Consider the following 18,415-nt stretch of genomic DNA (forward strand, 5'->3'; position numbering starts at 1 on the left):
GCGCCGACGATGCTGGAGGTGTTTACGGTCGGCGGCGGCGAATATCTCGTCAACAGCTTCAATGCCGTCGCCGCTTGGACCGGGGGAGGGGGTTTTGCCTCCATGATCCGGGTGGTCATGGTGATGGGCCTCATCTACTCGCTCTTCGTCGTCGCCTTCACCTTGAACTACAAGGCCTGGCTGAACTGGTTTCTCCAGTCGACGCTCATCTATATGTGCTTGATGGTGCCGACCGCCGACATCAAGGTGACGGACCGGATCAATCCCAGCCTTGCGCCGGCGACAGTCGCGAACGTGCCGTTAGGGCTCGGCATTCTCGCCAGCTTTACGACCCAGCTTGGCGACTATCTGACGCGGACGGCGGAAACGGTGTTCGTCATGCCCAACGAACTCAATTACAGCAGCAACGGGCTCGTCTATGGCGCCCGTCTGTTCGACGCGACGCGCGACTTCATCATCCGTGATGCCGAATTCTCCGCCAATCTCGACCAATATATGAAGCAGTGCGTCTTTGGCGATATCCTGCTCTATCAGAAATCGCTGACCGATCTCGCGGAAGCCAGGGATCTTTGGGCGGCGATCGCCTCCGACGCCGAGTCCCGGTCGCAGGAATATCTGGAGCGCAATGGCGGGAAGGTCACGCCCTACATCGTGACGTGCAAACAGGCCTACGCTTTGATGGACAGCCAATGGACCACGATGATCAATGCCAACGCCAAGCTGTGGGGGCTGGAACTTTATCCGAGGCTCGGCGACACGCTGGCCGAGGCCAAGCTCCGCAACGATGTTCCCATCGTCAATCAGGCCTTCACCCGGTCGAGCGACGACTTTGTCGAAACGATGCGGCAGAGCACCGCCATCAACGCCTTCATGCAGGCCCGCAATAATATGAGCGGTGGCGCTATCGACGCCTTCGCGCAGACGCGCGCCGATATCCAGGCGCGCAACACCTATAACAGCATCGCCCAGCAGGCGATGACCTGGGTGCCGATCCTGAACGTTGTGCTGACGGTTGTTTTCTTCGCGATGTTCCCGGTGATTTTTCCACTCTTCCTGATGCCGCAGACAGGCGTGTCGGCGCTCAAAGGCTATGCGACGGGATTTTTCTACCTCGCCGCTTGGGGACCGCTTTACGTGATCCTGCATATGATCTGCATGACACGGGCCGAGGGGACCGCGACCGGTATCGCGAGGGGCGGAGTCTCGCTCGGCAGCTATGCCGGGATCGGCGCTGTAAATGCCGAAACCGCGACCATTGCCGGCTTCATGCTGATGAGCGTGCCGTTCCTGGCGGCGGGGCTCGCGAAGGGGGCGATGTCGATCGCGGGACAGTCCATGTCGATGCTGGCGCCGGCGCAAAATGCGGCCGAAGCCGCGGCGCTGGAGCAGACCACCGGCAATTATGCCTTCGGCAATGTGAGCTGGGCCAACCAAACATCGAACATGCGGCAGACGGGGCAATGGAGCATGGCACCCAGCTATCAGGACGGAAGCGCATCCTTTGGCTGGCGACAGGATAATGGCGCGTCGTTTTCGAGTTTCGGGAACGGCGCCGAGGTGATCGACATGCATCAGGCCATTTCGCGGCTGGATGTCGAACCTCGCGCAACCACAGGCTTTGTGTCCGAATTGCGTGAACAGGCGAGCGTGGCGGAGCGGCAGGCGAAAGCATTTGAAGCGGCGGCGTCGGATATTCTCACAAGCACCCACACCAATCGCAGTGTGTTCGGCACGTCGAGCGAGCGTAGCTCTGGTTGGGACAGCGGCCGGGGACAAACGTCAGGAACGTCGATTGAGCGATACGACCGTGCCTCTGCTTCCAGTTCGCAGGGCATTGAGGAAAAATCGTCCACTGGCCAATCGCAAAGCGTGTCGCAGGGCCAGGAACGGTCCGCAAATATAATTGATAACGTCAGCGGCAATGCAGGTTTGGGCGCGGGCGGGCCAGTAGGCGGTAGAAATGGTGGCCGTGGTTTTGGTGCGGGTAACCTCGGCATAAGTGTCGGGCGCTCCGGGCAACAGCAGGATAGGCTCAGCTATGGAACGACGGATCAGCGCACGTCAGATAATAGTAGTTCTTCATCCACCGGCTTCCGTGACGAACATTCTAATGGTGTCAACGCAAATGAGACCGATGGCACTTATGACAAAAGCGGTGTTTTTGAACGTGCCGCGGCAACCAATTCTTCGTCGCAGAGCACCGAGGATGCTCTTTCACGTGCTCAGTCGTACCAGGAGACTGCTCGAAAACTTCATGAGCTTTCAGGGCAGCTCAGTCGGGACGCAAGTTATGCGGAGACCCACGGTATGCAGCTCAGCGCCAATTTCTCACAGGAATTGGCGGATTGGTATCGCGCGGAAACGGCGCGCAATCCTGGCATGGGTGTGCCGGAGTTGTGGGCAACGACCATGACAGACCAGCAGCGAGATGCCAGAAGCGCGATGATCAACACCTGGATGCGGCGCAAGCAGGCCGAAATTGGTAGTGAGGTGCGAAACATGATTGATCGTCCTGATCTTGTCGACGTGCCGCGCCGCGTGATCGGCGGGTATGACGATGTGCGCTCGACCCATCATCCGCACGGCGTGGCTTCCCTGGTGAGCGCGCCGAATTTAGGCGATCCTGATGCCCCGGGGCGGATCATAGATGACGGCAGGGAAGTGATTGAAGCCGATCGCAATGACACCGCGGCGAACCGGAGCTCTGCTGTTCAAGCTTCTGTTGATGTCCAGTCCGTTGTGAATGCTGGCTTAGACAAAGGGTTTTTCCACGACCCGGATTTGCGGAAGTAGGCGCGCTTCAGATCGCGAGCGTCAGATAGACGAACAGCCCAGCGACTGCGAGGAGGGTGAAGGTATAGCTGATCGCGCCCGCAAGGGGCACATCTCCATTTTCGTCGATAGGAAAAGACATGGGTTCGATGCCATCATCGGACATATTGGATGATGGGGCCGCCGGGCTGGTCATTCGTCAGCCTGTTGTTGCAGGCGATTACCGGAATGATCCTGGTTTTTCGGGATGAGCTTCAGCCCATCATCCATCCCGCGTTGCGCGTCACGACGAGGCCACGGGCCGTTCCGGTGCAGGCGATACTCGATTCGATCGCGGCGCGTCATCCCGATGCCGCGATCACCCGCGCGGAGCTGGGCAGTCCTGATCCGAACGGCCGCCAACTGGACGGCATGGGCGAGGGCATTTCTTCCCTTTCCAAGATCGCGATTGTCGGTCCGTCCACGCACCCCGCGGGACACGACCCAAAGTCAGGCGACTTGAGCCTTGGACTGATCTTGCGAGCGTTCATCTATAGGGAATGATCCGCTCAACCATCTCCGTCGTTTGTCTCCTGCGGCCACATGCGCGCGCCATGAATGACGCGGAGCAAGCGCACCGTGTCCCCGACGATCTGGTAAGGAACGACATAGGGGGTCCGGGCCACCATGAGTTCCCTCGTGCCTTCGACCCGGCCAGGGCGGCCACTGTCCGGAAAGTCGATGAGCCGGCGTGCCGCATCCTCCAGTCGGTCATCGACAAGCGCGGCCGCTCGTGGATCGTCTTGCGCGATCCAGGCAAAAATGGCCAGGCGGTCGGCGGCCGCGTGACGCGACCAGACCAGTTTCATTGCGGGGGAAGGCCCTTGCGCCCCTTTTCCCGGAGCGCGGCGAATGTCGCCGAGATTTCTTCATCGGGAATGTCGGGCCGATCATCGTCCAGCGCTTCCTGTACCCGTGCCCTGAACCATTCGTCATAGGCTTGCTTCTCCACGAGCAGTTCCATGGGAACGATGCCCTCGCGGGCCGTCCGGGTGAGCAGGATACGGACGGCGTCGGACACGGTCAGCCCCATCTTTTCAAAGACGGCGGCGGCTTGCTCCTTCACGTCCGCGTCGATTCGCGTCTGGATCAGCGCGTTATGGGCCATGGGCACACTCCTTCGCCTGCAATGTAATGCAATCGCATGACGATTGCCACCGAGAAGCGGTGGAGGACGAGCCATCGGGCGGCACTTCAGTGCCGCCCCTTGCGAGCCAGGATCGTTTGACGCAGGCTGATGATTGGCGGGCAGACCTTCGTAATTTGGAGGAATTGCCATGAACGAATCGACCTGAATCATGCGCCTAATCGCTTAACAGTCTGCGGAAAAAGGCATGGCAGAGCTCGGCATTGGCCCAGCTTTCGCCGCTTTCTGGCCCACGGCGTCAGTCATTCTGGCAGGCGACCTTTCCAAAGCCGGTCGTTTTTGACCGGCTCGGGCGCCGTGAGGCGCAGGCCTATGCCGCAGCCAGCAGTTTTGGCAGCCTGACGAGGTTGTAGGCGGCGGCGGTCACGTGAAGGACCACCCGACGCGCTGCTGTCCGCGGTGGCGGGTCTTGCGCATGGTGCCGCAGGTCTTTGCCCATCCGAACACTTCCTCGATCCGCTTGCGGATTTCCGCGAGAGGCCTTAGCCGGGATGGCGCGTCGTGCGCCCATCGATTGCCGAGCGCCGGTTGGTGTTGTTTTGGGCGACGTGCGGAGTGACATCGATCTCGCGCAAGGCCGCGACGAAGGCGGCGATATCATGGTTCTTGTCGGCCCCCAGTGTGATCCGGTGGCGCCCCTCCATGCGCTCCTTAGCTTCACCGGCAGCACGGCGGCCGGAAAGGCCGTGGCCCGGGCATGCATCGAGCGAATGGCTCGGTTCACGCTTGAACTTGGCGGAAAGTCTGCCGCGATACTTCTCGACGACGTGCGGCTGGACAAGGCTCTGCTGGCTCTGGCGCCCTTTACCATGCCGATGTCCGGCCAGATCTGCTTTGCCCAGACCCGCATCCTGGCGCCGCGTTCCCGCGTCGACGAAGTGGCGCATGCCTATTCCGCGGTCATGGCGGGCCTCACCGTTGGCGATCCGTGGCAGGAAACGACGCATCTGGGCCCTGTCGCCAATGCGCGTCAGCTTGGTCGTGTCACGGACTATGTGGAAATCGCCAAGGCGGAGGGTGCGCGGCTGACCACGGGCGGCGCCCGTCCGGCGGAACGTAACAAGGGCTTCTTCTTCGAACCGACAGTCTTCGTCGACGTGACGCCGGACATGCGCATCGCGCGGGAAGAAGTGTTCGGCCCCGTCGTGGCGGTGATGGCCTATGACGACATTGACGATGCCGTGCGGATCGCCAACGCGACCGACTTTGGCCTCAGCGGCAGCGTCTTCACCGAAGATGTCGAGCGCGGCGGCGCGGTCGCCCGTCGCATCAACACCGGTAACATGACGGTCAATGGTCTGGAAGTCGTGCCCAATGTTCCATTCGGCGGCACCAAAATGTCCGGGATCGGGCGCGAGGGCGGGCCGGAGGGACTGGAAGCCTTTTTGGAATCGAAGGCCGTCTACATGCCGGCGGCGGGCTGAGCGGCCATGGCCGACGGTGAACCGACGGCGCTGCGGACTTGGCGAGGCTGAAGAAGGGCCGCTCCATCATCTCGCGCTGGTCGCGCAGCGGCATGTCCGCGATATAGGGCAGGAACAGTTCGAACTGGTCGCTGGTCCCGGTCTGGGTGGCGCGCGTCATGGACGGATCCTCAGGATGATCGGCACGCCGTTTCCCCGGGGAAACAGCGGACTGCGTTTCCCCGGGGAAACATGCTGTCCCAGCACCGCCGAACAGGGGGGCGGCGTCACCCGCCGCTTCTCGCGTTCCGCCATGGCCTTGCCCCCATTTCGCCCCCCGGCCTGCATCAGCGTTGCAATCCCATGCCCTGCCGCTCCAGATGTTCGAGCGCGTCGCGCAGGGCCTGCGTCAGCATCTCCGTGTCCGCGCCCGATCCGGCATGCAGGCGAATGGTGACGCCCTGCCGGTTCACCGACTGAACGGTCAGGGCAGGGCGGCCATACCGGGTATTCCAGCTATAGGGCTCGGCCTTGGGTGCGGCCTGCGCCAGACGGGGCGCATCGAGCAGGCGCTTCAGCACATCGCTCGCGCCGATGGGGGAGGCGCCCGCCGCCCGCAACGTCCGCTGTTCGGAAATGATGCGGCCGGCCTCGGTGCGGATCGCCGGGGCCAGCTTGCCGTCGTCCAGTGCCTGCGTCAGCGCATAGGCGGGCTTCAGCAGCACGTCGGCCGGCGAGGCGAAGGCGTCGATGATATCCTCGGGGATGCCCGCGACCTTGATCATCTTCGACAGCCAGCCCTTGGACAGTTTGAGCCGTTCGGCCATGCGGGTCAGGTGGCTGCCATAATGGGCCTTGAGCGCCTCGGCATAGTTGCGCGCCCGCTCCAGGTCCGACACATCCTTGCGCGCCCGGTTTTCCAGGTCGGCCAGCCGGAAGGCCGCCTCGTCGTCCAGTTGCGCCACCTGCGCCACGAACATCATCTCGGGATAGCTGTGCGCGCGCAGCCAGCTGATCGACCAGTGGCGGCGCGTGCCCGCAATCACTTCATAGTCATGGTCCGGGTCGCCCTCGATCCGGCGGACCACCGCGGGCACCTTCTGGCCGCCCTCGGCGATGATCGAATCGATGAGCTCGCGGCAATTCTCCTCATTCAGCAACGCCTGATGCCGGGCATTGCCGGTCCAGATGCGCACCTTGGCCGGATCGAGCAGCAATTGCGTGACCTGCCGCACCTCCCCCGAAGCGAGACGGGCGAGTGCGGACTCGCGGCCCAGCAGGGTGGTGCCGCGTGCCCGATCGGCGCGGGATGCCGGGGCTGGGGCTGGGGCTGGGGCCGGGGCTGGGGCGGGGCCGGAAGCGGCACCCTGTTCCGCAGCCTTGGTCTCTTCCCGGGCGGGAGCGGAGGACGCCGTTTCCGCCTCGTCCGAAAGCAGGGCTGCCAGATAATCCGATTGTTTGCGTGCCATCACATATCCCCCTTGACTTGGCCAGATATGGAACATATAGTGAACATACGTATGTAGGAAAGGCTTCTCTGCCGCATCGGCCGATCATGCATTGACGACATCCTCTTCCCGCGCCGGGGCGACCCGGCCCCAGCCCTGCCGGACCAGCGCCTCGATCTGGCCCATCGCTTCGTCCAGATTGGCGCGGCAGCGCTTATGGGTGCGGGGCGTGCCGATCGGCTTTTCCAGCTCATAGACCGTCATCATCCGCAGCGCGGCATGGCTGATCTCCGCGCTGTCGAGGATGGGGATGGGCAGCAGCGCCGGGCCGAAGCTCTGCTCCATGACCGCGCGCACCATCGAATGGCTCGGATCATTGCTGTCGAACTTGGAGCAGAGCAGCCGCACGAACTGATAATCGACCTCGATCCCCGCCTGCTGCAGCTGGCCGATCACCTGGTCCATCATCGAGAGGAACTGGACGGTCGAGCAGAAGTCGGGCGTGGTCGCGGCCAGCGGCACCAGCAGCGCATTGGCCGCCTGCATCACCGCCAGGCTGATCGTGCCCAGCGCCGGCGGCGGGTCCAGCAGCACCACGTCATAATGGCGGGCCAGGTCCATCAGCCCCTGTTTCAGCTTGCGGAAACGTGCCGCCAGCACCGACCCGCCGTCGCTGCCCGCCGCCGCCAGCTCATATTCGACGTCGAACAGTTCCAGGTTGGACGGGATCAGGTCGACATTGGGCCAGGCGGTATGCTTGACCGCATAGAGCAGGTCGACCTGCGTCGGGTCGATCGACAGATAGGGATAGAGCGTCTCTTCCCGCCGGATGTTGAAATGCGGGTTGAAGCCGAACAGGGTCGTGGTCGTCGCCTGGCTGTCGCAATCGACCACCAGCACGCGATAGCCCTGAATGCCGAAATAATGGGCGAGATGGGTGGTGACGGTCGACTTGCCGACGCCGCCCTTGAAATTCTGGACCGCGATGATGGCGGGAATGTCGAGCGGCGCGCGTTCGGGCGAGGCGCCCAGCACCTGCCGCATGTTCAGCAGCTCCTCCAGATTATAGCCGGGGCGGCGGCCATTTTCGGTCGGCGGGGCAGGGGGCAGGCGGCCATCCTCCTCCGCCATGCGAATCCGATTCGTCGAACAGCCCAGCAGTTGCGCCGCCTCGGCAATGCCGAAACGCACGTTGAGCTCCTTGCGGCTTTCCGGCAGAAAAGCCTTGCGCCGCAGGCGTTCGACCATCTTCTCGCCGGCCTCCGCCAGATCGCCAATCTGGGTCACCACTGCGTTCATTCCTGCCCTCACCCGCGAAGTTGAAGCTTAAGTGGCGCAGATGTGCCATAAATCCTTCAAATTGGCAAATGAATGCCCGCCATGATGCGGAAGAGGGCTGGAAGGGGTGATTGAATCCCGCGCGCGGCGATCGTCATGCCGCACAGCGCCGTAAGGACGGAAAAACGCGGGCCGCAATCCCCGCGCGCGCCGTTGCGCCATGTCAGGCGCGAAGGACCATGTTCCGTCCCTGCCCCTTGGCGCGGTAGAGCGCCGCGTCGGCGCTGTCGAGCGCGCTGCTCCATTCGGCCGCGCCGGCGCTCACCACGGCCAGCCCGGCCGAGAAGGTGATCGCGCCCATCGGTTCGTCGCTCTCGCGCAGCTTGAACGCGCGCTGCCCCAGGTCGCGCCGGGCGCCGTCGACCAGATGCTCGGCCTCGTCGGGCGCCAGTCCCTGCAGGACCAGAAGAAACTCCTCGCCGCCCCAGCGGCCCACCATCTGGCCGCCGCAACTCTCGACCAGCGACGCCGCGACCGTCTTGAGAACCCGGTCCCCGACGGCATGGCCGTAGCGGTCATTGACCCGCTTGAAATGATCGACGTCGCAGATCGCGACCAGGAAGGGGCGCTTCTCGTCCCGCAGCCGGTCCATCGCCGTCTCCAGCGCGCGGCGGTTGGGCAGGCCGGTCAGCGCGTCGAGGTTCGCGTCATGCCGGGCGGTGTCGAGTTCCTGCCGCAACGCCTCCACCTCGCGCGCCGCCGCGGCCAGGTCCTGCTCCGCGCGCAGCGATCGCTCCACCATGTCGGAGATGATGAGATCTATTTCGGGCAGGCCCTTGTCGGCCAGCTTCTCGTAACCGGCGCTCAGCTCCCGGTTGAAGTCGCCGGTGCGCTCCGCCGCATGGGTGGCGACCTCGGCCATCCGCAGCAACTGGTGCCGGGTCTGGTTGCGCAGAAGGTCGGCGGCATTGCCCCCGCCCGCGTCGCCCAACGACCCGATGCAGCGCGTGAAAATCTCGTCGGCCTGCTTCTGGCTCATCCTGATGCCGCCGTCGGTGGCATCGTTGACCGCGCTGGCGAGCGACTGATTCGTCCCGCTTTTCAGCACATAGCCGAGCGCATAATTTTGCGGTGAAGGGGCAAGGCTTTGAAGTTGAAGAAATTTCAGCGCCTCGCGCGCAACCGCCTGCTCTTCACGCACCGCCCATTCCCCCATTGGAATCACGCCGTTTCCGGCCGTCAACTACCCCAGGCGACGGGGCAGGACAATGACGGGGTACGACAATGATCGGGGGAAAACCGCCATTCCCGGCCCGATCCGGCGCACCGACCCAAGGTCCAATTGTCCCCGCCGCGCAAAGCTCCATCCTCTTCGCCAGGTTCCAGACGAGTCCGGGAGAGGATGGATGTTACAGCAGGCAATGGCGAAATTCGCGGGGCACACATTGATCCGCGAGAAATATGAGAATTTCATCGGCGGCCAGTGGATGGCGCCCGTCCGGGGCGACTATTTCGACAATATCTCCCCCGTGACCGGCCAGAGCGTGTGCCGGGTCGCCCGCTCCACCGCCGAGGATATCGAGCTGGCGCTCGACGCCGCGCATCGGGCGAAAGAGGGCTGGGGCCGGCGCTCCGTCACCGAACGCGCCAATATCCTCAACAGGATCGCCCAGCGGATGGAGGATAATCTCGACCTGCTGGCCATGGCGGAGACGATCGACAACGGCAAGCCGATCCGCGAGACGACCGCCGCCGACATTCCGCTCGCCATCGATCATTTCCGCTATTTCGCTGCCTGCGTGCGCGCCCAGGAAGGCTCGATCGCGGAGATCGACCATGACACCGTCGCCTATCATTTCCACGAGCCGCTGGGCGTCGTCGGCCAGATCATCCCCTGGAACTTCCCGATCCTGATGGCGGCGTGGAAGCTGGCGCCCGCGCTGGCGGCGGGCAATTGCGTGGTGCTCAAGCCCGCCGAGCAGACGCCGATGTCGATCATGGTGCTGATGGACCTGGTCGGCGACCTGATCCCCGAAGGCGTGCTGAACGTCGTCAACGGCTTCGGCGTGGAGGCGGGCAAGCCGCTCGCCACCAGCAAGCGGATCAGCAAGATCGCCTTCACCGGGGAAACCACCACCGGCCGCCTCATCATGCAATATGCGTCTGAGAATCTGATCCCGGTAACGCTGGAACTGGGCGGCAAGTCGCCCAACATCTTCTTCGCCGACGTGATGGACGCGGACGACGATTATTTCGACAAGGCGCTGGAAGGCTTCGCGATGTTCGCGCTCAACCAGGGCGAGGTCTGCACCTGCCCCAGCCGCGCGCTGGTGCAGGAATCGATCTACGAAAAGTTCATCGAACGCGCCGTCGCCCGCGTGCGCAAGATCGTGCAGGGCAGCCCGCTCGATCCCGCGACGATGATCGGCGCGCAGGCCTCCAACGACCAGCTCGAAAAGATCCTCTCCTATATCGACATCGGCAGGGATGAGGGCGCGAAGGTGCTGACCGGCGGCGGCCGCGCCCATCTGGGCGGCGAACTGGCGGACGGCTATTATGTGACGCCCACCGTGCTGGAAGGGCATAACCGGATGCGCATCTTCCAGGAGGAGATTTTCGGCCCCGTCCTGTCGGTCACGACCTTCCGGGACGAGGCGGACGCGCTCGCCATCGCCAACGACACGCTCTACGGCCTGGGCGCGGGCGTGTGGAGCCGCAACGGCAACACCGCCTATCGCATGGGCCGCGCCATCCAGGCCGGACGCGTCTGGACCAATTGCTACCATGCCTATCCGGCCCATGCGGCCTTTGGCGGCTACAAGCAGTCGGGCATTGGCCGCGAGACCCACAGGATGATGCTGGACCATTATCAGCAGACGAAGAATCTGCTGGTCAGCTATTCGACCAAGGCTCTCGGCTTTTTCTGAAGCGGGTCGCGATGCCGGGGGCAAGCCTCTCCTCTTTTGCGCCTTCGGCTTATCGGCGGGCACCTCTTTCGGGGGAGTGCCCGCCTTTTTCCGTTTCCCCGGGGAAAGCTGACCGATGGTTGACGCTCCGCCAAGAATCCTCGCCACGCCGCGGGCGCAAGCACTGATCGCCCGCCTCACGCAGCGGCACGGCCCGCTCATGTTCCACCAGTCGGGCGGCTGCTGCGACGGGTCCGCCCCCATGTGCTTCCCCCGCGGCGAGTTCAAGACGGGCGGGCAGGACGTGCTGCTCGGCCATGTCTTGGGCGACGTGCCGGTGTGGATCGGCGCGGCGCAATTCGCCTATTGGCGCCATACGCAGGTCACCATCGACGTCGTGCCGGGGCGCGGCGCGGGCCTGTCGCTGGAAAGCCCGGAAGGGATGCGCTTCATCGTGCGCTCCCGCGTCTTCACCGATCGGGAGAATGCGGCGCTGGAGGCGGCGGGCGAGCCGTTGCGCGGCGGCTGACGCCCTCTATAACAGGGAGGAAAAGCGGGGAGAGGAACCATGAGGGTGCTGGCATCGGAAATCGCCTTTGCGTCGAGCCATGCGGGCGACCCGGCCATGGCCATGGCGGATGTCGCCGCCCGGATCGGCGGGGAGCCGCTGGCCGGGATGCTGCTCTTCTGCTCGCACCGTTTCGACCGGGATACGCTGGCCCGCGCCGTCAATCGGCAGAAGGAGCGGATGGGCGGGGAGCGCGTGGTGGCGATCGGCTGCACCAGTTCGGGCGAACTGACCGAAAGCGGCTATGACGAGGACAGCCTCAGCGTCATCGGCTTTCCCGCCTCCGCCTTCCATATGGTGTCGCTCTGCTTCGACGATATCGACAGCTTCGATCCCGCCGCCGCGCGGGAGGCGGTGCGCGCGCTCGCCGCGCGGGCGGATCGGGAAAGCCGCCATCTGGGCGGGAAGGTCAATCATGTCGCCCTGTTCCTGGTCGACGGCCTGTCGCACCGGGAAGAGCTGCTGACCATGACGATCCAGGACGCGCTGGGCGACATCGCGCTGATCGGCGGCTCATCGGGCGACGGCATGGTCTTTCGCGAGACGGCGATCTTCGAGGGCGGGCGTTTCCGCGCCCATGCGGCGGTGGTGGCGATCCTCTCCACCCCGCGTCCCCTGCATGTGTTCAAGGCGCAGCATTACCGGCCGAGCGCGGCGAAGATGGTGGTCACCGCCGCCATCCCGCAGGACCGCATCGTGACGGAGATCAATGCGGAACCCGCCGCGCAGGAATATCTGCGGCTGGCGGGCCATGCGGGCGAGGCGCTGGGCGTCGCCTTCTACGCCGCGCATCCGCTGATGGTGCGGGCGGGAGGTGATTATCATGTGCGGTCGATCCAGAGCGCGAACCCCGACGGCAGCCTCACCTTCTATTGCGCCATCGACGAGGGGATCGTGATGACGGTGGGCGAACCGGTGGACCGGATCGCGGGCATGGAGGCGGTGTTCGCCGACATATCGGGGCGCGTTGGGCCGGTGGACCGGATCATCGCCTTCGATTGCGTGCTCAACCGCATCGATGCGCAGCAGCGGCAGATGAGCCGGGCGGTGTCGGAACTGTATGGACGCCATCGGGTGATCGGCTTCAACACCTATGGCGAGCAATATCATGCGCTGCACGTCAACCAGACGTTCAGCGGACTGGCCATCGGGCGATGAGCGAAGTGGTCCTCCCTGCCGGCGAGCTGGAAAGGCTGCGGGAAGAAAATCGCAAGCTGCGCAAGATCAATGCGGCGCTGATCGATCGTGTCGAACGGTCCAGCGACATGGCGGGCAATGCCTTTTCGATGTTCGAGACCGCGATCTCCCTGGAAGCCATGGTGCGCGAGCGGACCCTGCAACTGGAGGAGGCGCTGGCGAAACTGGCGGAGGCGAATGCCGATCTCGGCGCCGCGCATGCCACCGCCGACGCGGCGCGGATGCGGCTGCGCGACGCGATCGATTCGATCAACGAGGGTTTCGTCCTGTTCGACGCGGAGGATCGGCTGGTCCTGTTCAACGAGGCCTATCTCGGTTTCTGGCCCGAACTGGCCGGCCATGTCCGCGAAGGCATGAGCTTCGACGCGATCGCCCGGCTCGCCGCCGCCCATCATCGCCCGGTGGGGCAGGACCGCTGGGTGTCGGACCGGCTGGCGCGGCACAGCGTCGCGCAGGGCGGACATGTGCAGGCGCTGGCCGACGGGCGCTGGGTCCAGATCAACGAACTGCGCACCAGCGAGGGCGGCATCGTCGGCATCTATACCGACATTACCGAGGTGAAGGCGGAGGATGCCCGCGACCGGGCGCGCGAGCTGGCCGAACGCAATATCGTGTTGCAGGCGACGCTCGATACCCTGTCCGAGGGCGTATGCCTGTTCGACGCGGAAGGGCGGGTGGCGGCGTGGAACGAGGCGCTGCAGCGGCTGCTCGAACTGCCGGAGGACTGGGCGCAGGAGTGGGGCAGCCATGGCGCGCTGGCGGGCTGGTGCCGCGACCGGCTGGGCATGGCGGACGGGGGATGCCTCGACTGGGGCGCCGACCGCAGCGAACTGGTCGGGGCGGGGGAGCGGCGCTTCGAGATTCGCAGCAACGCGATGGAACGCGGCGGCCAGGTGATCGGCTTCACCGACGTCACCGACATGCTGCGGGCGCAGGCGGCGCTGCGCGAGACGGCGCAGACGCTGGAGCGGCGCGTCACCGAACGCACCGCGGAGCTGGAGGCGGAAGTCGCCGAGCGGCGCGAGATCGAGGCGCAGCTGCGCGAAGCCAAGATCGTGGCGGAAAAGGCGAACCTGTCCAAGACCAGCTTCCTTGCCGCCGCCAGCCATGACCTGCTCCAGCCGCTGAACGCCGCGCGCCTGTTCGTCGCGGCGCTGGGCGACCGGCGGCTGGCGCTGCCGACGCGGGCGCTGGTCAACCAGACCAGCACCGCGCTCGATTCGGTGGAGGATCTGCTGGAGGCGCTGCTGGAGATCAGCCGCCTCGACGCGGGCGCGATCCAGCCGGAAATCACCGACTTCCGCATCGACCGGCTGCTGGACACGCTGCGCACCGAATTCGCGCCGATGGCACGCTCCTCCGGCCTCACCCTGACGGTGGAGACGCTGAAGGCGGAAACCCTGGCGCAAGGACCGGTCTGGGTCCGGTCCGACATTCGCCTGCTGCGGCGGATATTGCAGAATTTCCTGTCCAACGCGCTGCGCTATACCCAGCGCGGATCGGTGCGGGTCGGCTGCGTCGAAACGGCGCGGGCGATCCGCATCAGCGTGACCGACAGCGGGCCGGGCATCGCCCCCGACAAGCAGCAATTGATCTTCGAGGAATTCCGGCGGCTGGATACGCGCAGCGCCGGCAAGGGACTGGGCCTCGCCATCGTGCGGCGGGCGAGCGACATGCTGCGCCATGAGGTGACGCTGGAATCGGCGCCGGGGCAGGGGGCCACCTTCTCCATCACCGTGCCGAAGGGTGAGCCGGTGGTGGAGGAAGGGGAGGGGGGCGGCTCGGCCCGGAGCGACCGGTCGATGCGCGGCCTCGCCGTGCTGGTGATCGACAATGAACGGGCGATCCAGACCGGCATGAGCACGCTGCTGGGCGGCTGGGGCTGCGCGGTGACGGCGGCGGCGGGCTTTGACGAGGCGGCGGCGCGGTTCGCGGGGGGACGAATGCCCGATGTCATATTGGTCGACTATCATCTCAATGACGGCGAGACCGGCGACAGCGTGATCGAGCGGCTGCACCGTCATTTCGGCCATGCGGTGCCCGCCGTCATGATCTCCGCCGACCGGGGTGAGGAACTGAAGGCGAAGCTGGACGGCTGGGGCATTCCGCTGCTCGGCAAGCCGGTCAAGCCCGCGCAACTGCGGGCCTTGCTGCGGACGATGCTGAAATAGGGGGAAAAAGCCCCCGGCGCGATGCCGGGGGCCAAGGTTCAGGGGTCAACGGCCAGGGGAGGGGGGTGCCGTTGACGATTCCCCTGCTAGCGGCCCCGTGCTGCAAGCGGATGACAGAATATTTCAGGATGCAACCGCAAGGCTGGGGGCGAAGGCGCGCGAAACGGGGTCATCTCCCCTCCCGCCCGTGGGCGGATTGCCCAAAAATACGGTAAACCGATCCAAAACCGTACTTGTTACGGTTGGTCACTCAAAAACAATGGCTTATGTTCATGCCAGAACAAGGTGGGTCGGGATTGAGTTCAGGGTGAGGCGAAAATAGCGGATTTCGAGAACCGGCGCGCGGCGACCTCATGGGTCGTGACCACCGGAAGCGCAGAAAGCCGCTATTTGCAGCCCGCCATGGACTGAATCACGATCCACCGGCCGGAATCGCTATTGTCGATGAACAAGATGGGGGATCATATCGCGGCGCCATGGCCCCGCCTCTTCGCCGCAGCGGAGCGGCTGGCGCAGGCGCGTTCGCTGGACGACGTGGTGGAGGTCGTGCGCACCGCCGCGCGCACCATCATCGGCGCGCAGGGCATCACCTTCGTCCTGGCCGAGGGCGATCATTGCCATTATGTCGCGGAAGATGCGGTCGCGCCGCTCTGGGCCGGGCAGCGCTTCCTGCTCACCCAATGCATTTCCGGCTGGGTGATGATGCACGGCGAACCGGCGATCGTCCCCGACATCTACGCCGACCCGCGCATTCCCCATGACGCCTATCGCCCCACCTTCGTCCAGAGCCTGGTGATGATGCCGGTCGACACCGGCGTCACGCAAGCGGCCATCGGCGCCTATTGGGACAGGACCGGCGCGCCCGCCGACTTCGCGGTGGAACTGCTGGGGCAACTGGCGCGGCTGGTGGCGGCGGCGATCCGCAACGTGTCGCTCCAGACATCCTTCGAAATCGTCAACCAGACCGGCGCGGCGGTGGCCGCCGACCAGGATCTCGAACGGATCGTCCAGACCGTCACCGATGCCGGGGTGGAACTGACCGGCGCGGAATTCGGCGCCTTCTTCTACAATCGCGTGGCGGAGGACGGGGAAAGCTACATGCTCTACAGCCTCTCCGGCGCGCCGCGGAATGCCTTTGCCGGATTGCCAATGCCCCGCAACACGGCATTGTTCGCGACGACATTCACGGGACAGGGGATCGTCCGGTCCGACGATATCCGGCTCGACCCCCGCTATGGCCTCAGCGCCCCCCATCACGGCATGCCCCAGGGCCATCTGCCGGTGGTCAGCTATCTGGCGGTGCCGGTCGTATCGCACAGCGGCGAAGTGCATGGCGGCCTGTTCTTCGGCCACCCGAAGCCGGGCCGCTTCAGCGCCGAACATGAAAAGATCATGGCAGGCATTGCGGGCCACGCCGCCACCGCCATCGACAATGCCCGGCTGCACGCCCAGGCCCGGCACGAAATCGCCGCCCGCACCGCCGCCGAAGCGGAATTGCGCCAGCTCAACGTCACGCTGGAACAGCGGATCGAGGCGCGCACCGCCGACATCCGGCGCGCCTTCGACCGGCTGAAGGAAAGCGAGCAGCGCTTCGGCATATTGGTGCAGGGCGTGACCGACTATGCCATCTGCATGCTGGACGCCCATGGCATCGTGACAAGCTGGAATGCCGGGGCGGAACGGATCAAGGGCTATGCCGCGGACGAGATTGTCGGCCGGCATTTCTCGGCCTTCTACCGGCAGGCCGACCGGGAGGAGGGGGCACCCGCGCGGGCATTGGGCGTCGCCGCGGTGGCCGGGCGGTTCGAGGCGGAGGGCTGGCGGGTGCGGCGCGACGGTTCCGAATTCTGGGCCAGCGTCGTTGTCGATGCGATCCATGACGATGATGGCCGCCTGATCGGCTTCGCGAAGGTGACGCGCGACCTCACCGAAAAGCGCGCCATAGAGGACCAGTTGCGCCAGGCCCAGAAGATGGAAGCGGTGGGCCAGCTCACCGGCGGCATCGCGCATGATTTCAACAATCTGCTGACGGTGATCGGCGGCAATATCGAGCTGGCCGGGCGCGCGCTGGAAAAGGCGGAGGGCGCGGGCCAGGACGTGGGAAAGGCCCGGCGCGCGGTCGCCAGTGCGATGAAGGGCGCGGAGCGGGCGGCGACGCTGACGCAGCGGCTGCTGGCCTTTTCGCGCCGCCAGCCGCTCTCGCCCAAGCCGCTCGACCTGGGGCAGATGGTCGCAGGCCTTGGCGAACTGCTCCAGCGCTCGCTGGGCGAGCTGGTCCGGCTGGAAACGATCGCCCAGCCGGAGCTATGGGCGGTGGAGGCGGACCCCAACCAGATCGAGAATGCCTTGCTCAATCTGGCCGTCAATGCGCGCGACGCCATGCCCGGCGGCGGCACGCTGACCATCGAGACGGCCAATGTGCGTCTCGACCAGGCCTATGTGGCGCGGCACCCCTATGTGACGCCGGGCGACTATGTGATGGTGGCGGTGACCGATACCGGCACGGGCATGTCGGCGGCGACGCTGGACAAGATTTTCGAACCCTTCTTCACCACCAAGGAAATCGGGCGCGGCACCGGGCTGGGGCTGAGCCAGGTCTATGGCTTCGTCAAGCAGTCGGGCGGCTCCATCGAGGTGCAGTCGCAGGAGGGGCAGGGGACATGCGTCAAGCTCTACCTGCCGCGTCTTGCCGGAGCGGTGGCCGGGCGGGACGATGCGCGCGGCCGGGGCGCCGCGATCGGGCCGGCACGCGGCGAAACCATCCTGGTGGTGGAGGATGATGACGGCGTGCGCGCCTATTCGGCGGAAATCCTGCGCGAGCTTGGCTATGACGTGCTGGAGGCGGCCGACGGTGCGGCCGCCCTGGCGCTGGTCGAGCAGCCGGAGAGGGCCATCGACCTGCTATTCTCCGACGTCGTGATGCCGGGCATGTCGGGCAGCGACCTTGGCGAACGGGCACGGGCGCTGCGGCCGGGGCTGAAGATATTGTTCACCAGCGGCTATACCCGCGACGGCTTCCTGCGCGGCCAGCGGCTGGAAAGCGGCATCGCGCTGCTGCCCAAACCCTTCGCCCTGGCGGACTTGGCCCGGCACATCCGGGATTTGCTGGATGGATGACGGGCCGGCTTCGCCCTTTGCGGTCACCGTGGTCCATGCCGCCCCTGCAGGATTTGGGTGACATAGGTGACACGATAGAGGCGCAGGAAAGCGCTGTTTCCGGTCTTGCTTCCAACAGATTATGTTCAATTGTCAAAGAGCCGAGCGAAGCCTAGATGGGGTAACGGGCTGGTCCTCCACCGGCCGGATTTGAGCGGCCGGTGGAGGACCAGCCCGTTACCCCATCTAGCGCGGGAGGGGGATTGTAGGACAGGAAAAAGTGAGGTGGCGGGTTACGACCGATTCTGTTGAAAAACTTTTCAACGAGAACTTATCGCGGAAATTTGCGCAACAATCATCCGTCCAACCCGCAGATGGTGAATCATTCGT

Annotated in this window: 13 protein-coding genes and 2 pseudogenes; 8 read left to right on the forward strand and 7 right to left on the reverse strand. The window is 65.0% G+C overall.

Features of this window, described 5'->3' with window-relative positions; genetic code table 11:
• Positions 1 to 9: 9 nt before the first annotated feature.
• Positions 10 to 2,793 carry a conjugal transfer protein TraG N-terminal domain-containing protein gene (locus tag MJ601_RS17010; RefSeq protein ID WP_242128569.1) on the forward strand — a complete coding sequence of 928 codons (2,784 nt, stop codon included), beginning with the start codon at positions 10 to 12 and terminating at the stop codon, positions 2,791 to 2,793.
• 150 nt (positions 2,794 to 2,943) lie between these two features.
• The gene (locus MJ601_RS17015) at positions 2,944 to 3,315 is read left to right on the forward strand and encodes a PrpF domain-containing protein (protein WP_242128572.1); all 372 of its coding nucleotides are present in this window, start codon (positions 2,944 to 2,946) and stop codon (positions 3,313 to 3,315) included.
• Positions 3,316 to 3,320: 5 nt separating this feature from the next.
• Here MJ601_RS17015 and MJ601_RS17020 read toward each other — a convergent pair whose 3' ends face one another.
• The 3 genes and pseudogenes from MJ601_RS17020 to MJ601_RS17030 form a co-directional block, all read right to left on the reverse strand.
• Positions 3,321 to 3,620, reverse strand: coding sequence for a type II toxin-antitoxin system RelE/ParE family toxin (locus MJ601_RS17020; protein ID WP_242128574.1), 300 nt, complete (start codon positions 3,618 to 3,620; stop codon positions 3,321 to 3,323).
• A complete protein-coding gene (locus MJ601_RS17025; RefSeq protein ID WP_242128576.1) occupies positions 3,617 to 3,919 on the reverse strand; it encodes a type II toxin-antitoxin system RelB/DinJ family antitoxin in 303 nt (100 codons plus the stop codon). Before MJ601_RS17025 ends, MJ601_RS17020 begins: the two co-directional genes overlap by 4 nt.
• A 349-nt stretch (positions 3,920 to 4,268) precedes the next feature.
• A pseudogene (locus tag MJ601_RS17030) lies at positions 4,269 to 4,644 on the reverse strand (transposase); the annotation flags it as partial.
• Here MJ601_RS17030 and MJ601_RS17035 point away from each other — a divergent pair.
• Positions 4,558 to 5,382: an aldehyde dehydrogenase family protein gene (locus tag MJ601_RS17035; RefSeq protein ID WP_242128578.1), complete on the forward strand. Its 825-nt coding sequence runs from the start codon at positions 4,558 to 4,560 to the stop codon at positions 5,380 to 5,382. The pseudogene MJ601_RS17030 and the gene MJ601_RS17035 overlap by 87 nt on opposite strands.
• A gap of 34 nt (positions 5,383 to 5,416) precedes the next feature.
• Here the strand turns inward: MJ601_RS17035 and MJ601_RS17040 are convergent.
• The 4 genes and pseudogenes from MJ601_RS17040 to MJ601_RS17055 all read right to left on the reverse strand — a co-directional run.
• Positions 5,417 to 5,542 (reverse strand): annotated as a pseudogene (locus tag MJ601_RS17040) (replication initiator protein A); the annotation flags it as partial.
• Between the two features lie 166 nt (positions 5,543 to 5,708).
• A complete protein-coding gene (locus tag MJ601_RS17045; protein ID WP_242128580.1) occupies positions 5,709 to 6,830 on the reverse strand; it encodes a ParB/RepB/Spo0J family partition protein in 1,122 nt (373 codons plus the stop codon).
• An 84-nt stretch (positions 6,831 to 6,914) separates the two neighbouring features.
• Entirely contained in the window at positions 6,915 to 8,108 is a 1,194-nt protein-coding gene (locus tag MJ601_RS17050) for an AAA family ATPase (RefSeq protein WP_242128582.1), read from the reverse strand.
• 202 nt (positions 8,109 to 8,310) lie between these two features.
• Positions 8,311 to 9,303, reverse strand: coding sequence for a GGDEF domain-containing protein (locus tag MJ601_RS17055; protein ID WP_242128613.1), 993 nt, complete (start codon positions 9,301 to 9,303; stop codon positions 8,311 to 8,313).
• A gap of 190 nt (positions 9,304 to 9,493) precedes the next feature.
• Between MJ601_RS17055 and adh the strand changes: the two genes are divergently transcribed.
• From adh to MJ601_RS17080, 5 genes are all read left to right on the forward strand, one after another.
• Positions 9,494 to 11,014 carry an aldehyde dehydrogenase gene (gene adh, locus MJ601_RS17060; protein WP_242128584.1) on the forward strand — a complete coding sequence of 507 codons (1,521 nt, stop codon included), beginning with the start codon at positions 9,494 to 9,496 and terminating at the stop codon, positions 11,012 to 11,014.
• Between the two features lie 115 nt (positions 11,015 to 11,129).
• Entirely contained in the window at positions 11,130 to 11,522 is a 393-nt protein-coding gene (locus MJ601_RS17065) for a DUF779 domain-containing protein (RefSeq protein WP_242128586.1), read from the forward strand.
• Between the two features lie 39 nt (positions 11,523 to 11,561).
• The gene (locus MJ601_RS17070; protein ID WP_242128589.1) at positions 11,562 to 12,719 is read left to right on the forward strand and encodes an FIST N-terminal domain-containing protein; all 1,158 of its coding nucleotides are present in this window, start codon (positions 11,562 to 11,564) and stop codon (positions 12,717 to 12,719) included.
• Complete coding sequence (locus tag MJ601_RS17075; RefSeq protein WP_242128591.1) at positions 12,716 to 14,929, forward strand: hybrid sensor histidine kinase/response regulator; 2,214 nt, start codon at positions 12,716 to 12,718, stop codon at positions 14,927 to 14,929. Before MJ601_RS17070 ends, MJ601_RS17075 begins: the two co-directional genes overlap by 4 nt.
• A gap of 444 nt (positions 14,930 to 15,373) precedes the next feature.
• A complete protein-coding gene (locus MJ601_RS17080; protein ID WP_242128592.1) occupies positions 15,374 to 18,046 on the forward strand; it encodes a GAF domain-containing hybrid sensor histidine kinase/response regulator in 2,673 nt (890 codons plus the stop codon).
• Positions 18,047 to 18,415 lie beyond the last annotated feature (369 nt).

Origin of the sequence: Sphingobium trunci, from assembly GCF_022664535.1 — a bacterium.
Lineage (GTDB): Bacteria > Pseudomonadota > Alphaproteobacteria > Sphingomonadales > Sphingomonadaceae > Sphingobium.

Coding starts and splice junctions, on each gene's coding strand:
- MJ601_RS17025 (WP_242128576.1), bottom strand. CDS start 3,919: ATGGCCCATAACGCGCTGATCCAGACGCGAATCGACGCGGACGTGAAG.
- MJ601_RS17010 (WP_242128569.1), top strand. CDS start 10: ATGCTGGAGGTGTTTACGGTCGGCGGCGGCGAATATCTCGTCAACAGC.
- MJ601_RS17055 (WP_242128613.1), bottom strand. CDS start 9,303: ATGGGGGAATGGGCGGTGCGTGAAGAGCAGGCGGTTGCGCGCGAGGCG.
- MJ601_RS17075 (WP_242128591.1), top strand. CDS start 12,716: ATGAGCGAAGTGGTCCTCCCTGCCGGCGAGCTGGAAAGGCTGCGGGAA.
- adh (WP_242128584.1), top strand. CDS start 9,494: ATGTTACAGCAGGCAATGGCGAAATTCGCGGGGCACACATTGATCCGC.
- MJ601_RS17065 (WP_242128586.1), top strand. CDS start 11,130: ATGGTTGACGCTCCGCCAAGAATCCTCGCCACGCCGCGGGCGCAAGCA.
- MJ601_RS17035 (WP_242128578.1), top strand. CDS start 4,558: ATGGTTCTTGTCGGCCCCCAGTGTGATCCGGTGGCGCCCCTCCATGCG.
- MJ601_RS17020 (WP_242128574.1), bottom strand. CDS start 3,620: ATGAAACTGGTCTGGTCGCGTCACGCGGCCGCCGACCGCCTGGCCATT.
- MJ601_RS17045 (WP_242128580.1), bottom strand. CDS start 6,830: ATGGCACGCAAACAATCGGATTATCTGGCAGCCCTGCTTTCGGACGAG.
- MJ601_RS17015 (WP_242128572.1), top strand. CDS start 2,944: ATGATGGGGCCGCCGGGCTGGTCATTCGTCAGCCTGTTGTTGCAGGCG.
- MJ601_RS17080 (WP_242128592.1), top strand. CDS start 15,374: ATGAACAAGATGGGGGATCATATCGCGGCGCCATGGCCCCGCCTCTTC.
- MJ601_RS17070 (WP_242128589.1), top strand. CDS start 11,562: ATGAGGGTGCTGGCATCGGAAATCGCCTTTGCGTCGAGCCATGCGGGC.
- MJ601_RS17050 (WP_242128582.1), bottom strand. CDS start 8,108: ATGAACGCAGTGGTGACCCAGATTGGCGATCTGGCGGAGGCCGGCGAG.